General features: G+C 57.9%; 5 protein-coding genes. 3 read left to right on the top strand and 2 right to left on the bottom strand.

Features of this window, described 5'->3' with window-relative positions:
- Positions 1–26 precede the first annotated feature (26 nt).
- The 3 genes from IRZ24_RS15815 to IRZ24_RS15805 all read left to right on the top strand — a co-directional run bounded on the left by IRZ24_RS15815 (position 27) and on the right by IRZ24_RS15805 (position 3,182).
- Positions 27–1,664 (top strand): long-chain fatty acid--CoA ligase, encoded by a 1,638-nt coding sequence (locus tag IRZ24_RS15815; RefSeq protein WP_297166057.1) that lies wholly within the window; start codon positions 27–29, stop codon positions 1,662–1,664.
- Positions 1,648–2,607 (top strand): ribonucleotide-diphosphate reductase subunit beta, encoded by a 960-nt coding sequence (locus IRZ24_RS15810; RefSeq protein WP_297166054.1) that lies wholly within the window; start codon positions 1,648–1,650, stop codon positions 2,605–2,607. Before IRZ24_RS15815 ends, IRZ24_RS15810 begins: the two co-directional genes overlap by 17 nt.
- 296 nt (positions 2,608–2,903) lie before the next feature.
- Positions 2,904–3,182, top strand: coding sequence for an Lrp/AsnC ligand binding domain-containing protein (locus IRZ24_RS15805; protein WP_297166051.1), 279 nt, complete (start codon positions 2,904–2,906; stop codon positions 3,180–3,182).
- A 79-nt stretch (positions 3,183–3,261) separates the two neighbouring features.
- Here IRZ24_RS15805 and IRZ24_RS15800 read toward each other — a convergent pair whose 3' ends face one another.
- Positions 3,262–3,792: a DinB family protein gene (locus IRZ24_RS15800; RefSeq protein ID WP_297166048.1), complete on the bottom strand. Its 531-nt coding sequence runs from the start codon at positions 3,790–3,792 to the stop codon at positions 3,262–3,264.
- 273 nt (positions 3,793–4,065) lie between these two features.
- A complete protein-coding gene (locus IRZ24_RS15795; protein WP_297166045.1) occupies positions 4,066–5,610 on the bottom strand; it encodes an MFS transporter in 1,545 nt (514 codons plus the stop codon).
- Positions 5,611–5,889 lie beyond the last annotated feature (279 nt).

Raw genomic sequence — 5,889 nt, 5'->3', positions numbered from 1 at the left:
CGGTCGACTAACAAGGAGGTTTGCGCATGGTCGAAGCCAGGAACATCAGGGACATCGCCGACCTGCGGCTTCAGTACGACCTGGCGATCTACAACTGCCAGCGCTTTGGCACCTACGAGGCCTTGGTCTATGAAGATCCCCAGCTAGCTGAGCCCCGCCGCTATACCAATGTCGAGATCGCCCGCGAGGCTGTACAACTGGCCGCCGGCTTACGCGCGCTCGGCATTCAATCTGGTGACCGCGTGATGGTCATGATCCCGAACTGTCCCGAGGTCATTATCTCCTACCAGGCGATTGCACGAGCTGGCGCCATCGTCATTCCTGTTCTTCCTCTTCTGAAGCCGCCCGAGGTGCACTACATTGCGCAGAACTCGGGGGCACGCTTGTTGATTACCAGCCCGCTGCTGCTCCCATTACATGGGGCCACCCTGGCCCAGGTGCCTACGCTAGAACAGATCATCTGCGTCGGCGGTCCTGCGACTGTGGAAGGGCTTCCGCCCGAGGCGCACTTTCAGCTTCACGCTTATCAGGACGTCCTTGTGCGCGGCGCGGATTACGCTGATTACTACCTGAGTGACTTACCTGGTGTTCAGTTGACGCCCGATGACACTGCCGTCATCCTCTACACCTCTGGCACCACAGGCCGCCCCAAGGGCGTTATGCTCTCCCATCGCAATCTTGTGGCCAACGCGGTCAGCGGACGCGGCGTCGGTGGCGATGAGGACCCCCAAGCCGCCGAAAGCCAGGGCGAAACGCACCTCGCTATTCTGCCCCTGGCCCATGCCTATGGCCTCGTGGCCTCCAACGTGGCCTACCTCAATGGCGCGCGTATCGTCATGCTGCCTCGCTTTGACACGACTGCCGTTTTCTCGGCCATTGAGCGCTACCGAGTCTCCGGTTTCGCCGGTGTTCCCGCCATGTTCGTGGCCCTGCTACACAGTCCCGATGCCGACAAGTACGACACCAGCAGCCTGCAGTACTGTGTCAGCGGCTCGGCCCCCCTGCCGGTAGCGGTCCTGGAGGCCTTTGAAAAGAAGTTTGGCTGTCGCATTCTCGAAGGCTACGGTCTCTCTGAGGCCACTGCTGCTCTTACAGGCCATAATCGCGAGATGCCGCGCAAGCCAGGCTCGGTCGGCAAGCCGCTGCCCGGTGTCGAAATCCGCATCGTCGACGAGAACGACCAGGATGTTCCGGTAGGCGAGGTTGGCGAGATTATCGCCCGCGGCCCCAACATCATGCAGCAATACTATAATCTGCCCGAGGAAACCGCCGAGGCCATGCGCAATGGCTGGCTTCATACCGGCGACATGGGACGGATGGATGAGGACGGCTACATCTACGTAGTGGAACGGAAGAAGGACCTGATTATTCGTGGCGGTTTTAACATCTATCCGCGCGACGTTGAGGAGGTTCTTAATCGCCATCCGGCCGTTGTCGAATCCGCTGTGATTGGCATCCCCTCCGAGCGGATGGGCGAGGAAGTTAAGGCTTTTGTGGTCACGCGCGAGCCGGTCGATGCCGAGACGCTCAAGGCCTTTTGCCGCGAGTATCTGGCCAACTACAAGACTCCAAGCGAGATCGAGTTTGTAGATGCGCTGCCGCGTAACCTCGTGGGCAAGATCGACAAGAAGGAGCTGAGGAGACGCTATGTCCAACAGTCCTGAAAGGAACCCGCTAGAAACCGCGCCGCTCTCCCAGCTAGAGGGTACGCCGATCGATGCCGTTCTCAACATTATCGATCAGGGACTGGTCCACCTGCCCAGCTATCGCGAGCTGTACTATCGCTGGGAGCGCCAGCAGTGGCAGGCCCAGGAGCTGGATTTCAGCTACGACCGCCAGCAGTGGCAGGGCATGCCAGCCGAGGAGCGGCAGGCACGCATGTATGGCCTCTCAGCCTTCTTCAAAGGCGAGGAGTGTGTGACCAATACGCTGGCTCCCTACGTGGTCGCCATGCCCGACGAGGAGATGCGGCTCTTCTTGACTACTCAGCTCGTCGACGAGGCTCGCCACACCGTCTTTTTCGATCGCTTTTTCCGCGAGGTGCTGGGTGTTGAGCAGGAGAGCCTGGACGGAGCTTTGCAGGTGGCTGTCGGATATATGAATGAGCACCTGCGCGCTATTCTGATCGAAGCGCTGGCGGAGGTTGCTGAACGTATCCGCCAGGAGCCGGGCCAGCTTGACCACCTCATCGAGGGGGTAACGCTCTACCATATCATCGTTGAGGGCACGATGGCTTTGGCTGGTCAGCGCTCTATTCTGGAGACCTACCGGCAGTTCAATCTCTTCCCCGCTTTCCGCGCCGGCTTTACGGCGGTTGCACGCGATGAGTCGCGTCATGTTCTCTTTGGCGTCAAGTTCCTGCGCGATATGATTCAGCAGGATCACGAGCGTGCACGCATCGTGTACGCCGCTGTCCAGAAATATCTGCCGACCGCGCTGGCTGGTCTCACACCTCCAGAGCGCGAGATTCCACAGTACCTGGCAGCACGTATTGATCCCTGGCAAACACCACGCTACGCCATCGAGTCGCTCAGAAAGAAGCTGAAGGGCATTGGGCTAAGCATGGAGCTACCCAGCGTGCCACCTCCCCCCGTCTTCCAGGCATAGGGAGCAGAGAAGGAAGCTCCAGGTAGGGCTGAGGTTCTTTGAGAGAAGCTGAGCGTAGCGGCAGGGTAGGCGTGGGCGCCGCCTGAGAAGCGTACAAGCGCGAGACGGCGCTCACGCTTGCCTCTAGTGCCGAGTCGAATGCTGCCTGGCTCTTGCCAGCCACTCGGTTTCCACGGCTGGCTTGATCGGCAGTGGCAGCGGAGCCAATGTGAGCACTGCCACGCGCATTGAGCAAGGCAGAAGCTCGACTGATCAAGCTGTCTTTCGGAAGAGAGCCAGAAGGAGGCAATGAGGAGATGATTACGGCCCTGGTCTTGATGAACGTTGAGCGCGGACAGATTAATGAGACAGCCCAGCGTTTGCTAGAGATCCCAGGCGTAGCCGAGGTCTATTCAGTTACCGGCGACTATGACCTGGTGGCACTGTTGCGTCTGCCCCGCTACGAGGATCTGGCTGAGGTAGTGACAGGACAGATGACCGCCATCTCAACCATTCTACGCACACACACGCTGATGGCCTTTCAGTGCTACTCGCGGGCCGATTTACAGCAGGCCTGGGATCTTGGCGTCGAGTAGTTACGAGTAGCCAGGGGAGCAAGCTCAATAAAGGGTGGCCACCAGGTCATAATGACGCCCGCGCCGTCTCGCAGCGCGGTCAGATGGGCATACCTGGCTTACCCAGCTCACCCCGAATGTGGGCGATCTCGCCAAGATGGGTGAAGCAATGCGTGAGACAAATCTGACCGATGGCCTGGATAGCCGGCATCTCGCCAAGGGGCTTCACCTTAACAATGCGTGCAGACAGCTCGGCTCCACCATCCTTCACCGCAGCCAGGTAGTCCTCAAATTCCTGCCAGACACGAGCCGCATATTCCATAAACAGTGAAGGATCAGCGATACGAAGCTGCCGCGCCTCCTCAGTACTCATCCCAGTACCCTGAACACGCGGCGGCAAGCCCAGGCGTGTTGGCCACTCTTCTTCGTTCCAGATTGGCTGCCGTCCCTGTAAAATAAAGCGCAAAATGTTATCTTCAGTGCGCACACAGTGCCAAAGTAGAAAGGCAATCGTATTGACGCGTCCTGGTCCCTGATAGTGCCATTCCTCTACACTGAGATCGCTGACGCTATTGCGCATCCATTCATGCAAGCGGCGCTGCTCTAGTCGGAAAAACTCGATAATATTCATGGCAACGGGTTTCCCCTTTCTAAGACTCAGCCAGCCTGGTTCTCCGCCTCAGCGCGGGCTGGTGTTGACCTCTTGCGGCGAAGCAGTAGCAGTTCACAGCCAGCAAAGAAAAGACGGCGTGCTTTCACTCTCAGGAGCTATTGTACACGCCGTCGTCGTCTTCTACCACGTTGCTGGCTAACGCTCTTCGCATCCCCGCAGAGGCAGTAGCGGTCGGTGCTCAGCTTCTGTCCGGGCAACTTGTGAGCCACGTTTCTCGCTTGCCAGCTTAGCTTAGCGTGAGACCAGCTCACCAACGGCTACGCTCTCGGTCAGCAAGGGAGAGGGTACAGATGCTTCTTGCTCGACCAGCTTGTACTCTCCGGAGATCTCTTCCAGAGAGCGACCGCTAGGTTCGGGCAGTGTCAGCAAGGTCAGGACCAGTCCCGCCACCGAGATAATGGCGGTGAAGGTCATGACCCCTGGCAGATGGAAACTACTGAGCAGGAACGGGAAAATCAAGGCTCCGATAAAGGCGCCCACCTTGCCCAAGGCGGCGGCAATGCCGTGCGCGGTGGAGCGGACCATCACCGGGAAGATTTCAGCGGGGTAGACAAAGGTCGTCACATTCGGGCCAAACTCGGTGAAGAAGTAGCTCACACCGTAGACTAGCAGGAAAGGCGCTGTGAGCTGAGTCAAGCTCGGGAAAACCGCCAGCAGCCCATAGGCCAGGGCCATCATGGCGAAGCCCACACACTGAATCCACCTGCGACCCAGATGATCGATGGTCAGCGCGGCCACAATATAGCCAGGGAAAGCAGCCACCAAGAAGATCAGCAGCGTATAGACCATGTTGAGTAGCAGGCTGGAATGGGCATTGAGAGCCTTGAGCACCAGCGGGCTGGAGATCGTCGTACCATAGTAGGCGATATCGAGCAGAAACCAGGCGCCAGCGGTACCAATTAGCCAGAGCAGGTAAGGGGGCCGTCCGAGTAGCGGGAGCCAAGAGCGCTTGGAAGTTTTCGTCTTGATTGGTTCAGTGTGGGAGGACCTGCCGCGGCCCGCTGTCTGGGACTGAGTCAAGGGCCGAGCGCTATTGTGACCATTCTGGCCTGTCACCTGACTGATTGTCGCTGCGGCGGTCTCTAGATCGCCCTGCACCATCAGGGCAAAGCGGGGCGTCTCAGCAATCTGACGACGCAGATAGAAGGTAGCCAGGGCAGGCACGGCTCCTAGAGCCAGCATAATGCGCCAGGTCAGATCGTGATCTAGCCCAGCCAGCAACAGGCCAATGGCTACCAGGGGACCAAGAATCAGGCCGACTCCCTGCATTGCAAAGACCATCGTCACCAGCTTGCCGCGATCGCGCCGATTGGCGTACTCGCTCATGAGCGTTGCGCTCAGAGGATAGTCGCCACCAATCCCCAGGCCTAGAATAAAGCGGAAAATGATCAGCCAGAGCACGTTAGGCGCTAGTGCCGAGGCCAGGGCGCCTGCCGCCAGCACCAGCAGTGTGAAGCCGTAGATCGAGCGCCGCCCCACAAAGTCGGCCAGGCGTCCGAAGATCATCGACCCGAGAGCAGCAGCGATCAGCGAGGTGCTGCCAACAAGGGAGATCTCGAAGTTACTGAGATGCCACAGGGGCGTCAGGATCGCGAGGACAACACCAATAATAAACAGGTCATAGGCATCCGTAAAGAAGCCCATGCCTGAGGTGATCATCGCTTTCCAGTGGAAGCCCGAAAGGCTACTGTTATCAAGGGCGTGTAAAACAGACTTGCGTGTTTCAATAGCACTATCCACGGCTGCAATCCGGGATGGCTCTCCGCCATCAACCATATGCGATGTGTCTCCTTGCTTTAGGGACATGTTTGCGACTTAAACCAGTTCTAGCAGAATCGTAGCGCACCAATGTTATGGCTTTGTTAAACTAGCTTTAAGATTTGATGATGGCTGGCCTGGCGTAGCATGAATGCTGTTCTGAAGCCGGTTTATTGCTAACGATAGAAGTTGCTAGTCTTACAGGGCCGTACTAGTTAATTCGTGATAATATTTGTAGAATTGAGTGGAGGCAAGGCTTGTTATCGGCCCTGCCATTGTGTATAATTCCTTCAAGGT

It is taken from the genome of Thermogemmatispora sp. (assembly GCF_019683755.1).
GTDB lineage: Bacteria > Chloroflexota > Ktedonobacteria > Ktedonobacterales > Ktedonobacteraceae > Thermogemmatispora.
The sequence above is the reverse complement of the archived record's forward strand: the minus strand, read 5'-3'. Positions and strand labels throughout refer to the sequence as shown.

What these genes read in the sequence shown, in the direction of transcription:
- IRZ24_RS15815 (WP_297166057.1), top strand. Translation starts at nt 27, where the DNA reads ATGGTCGAAGCCAGGAACATCAGGGACATCGCCGACCTGCGGCTTCAG.
- IRZ24_RS15810 (WP_297166054.1), top strand. Translation starts at nt 1,648, where the DNA reads ATGTCCAACAGTCCTGAAAGGAACCCGCTAGAAACCGCGCCGCTCTCC.
- IRZ24_RS15805 (WP_297166051.1), top strand. Translation starts at nt 2,904, where the DNA reads ATGATTACGGCCCTGGTCTTGATGAACGTTGAGCGCGGACAGATTAAT.
- IRZ24_RS15800 (WP_297166048.1), bottom strand. Translation starts at nt 3,792, where the DNA reads ATGAATATTATCGAGTTTTTCCGACTAGAGCAGCGCCGCTTGCATGAA.
- IRZ24_RS15795 (WP_297166045.1), bottom strand. Translation starts at nt 5,610, where the DNA reads ATGGTTGATGGCGGAGAGCCATCCCGGATTGCAGCCGTGGATAGTGCT.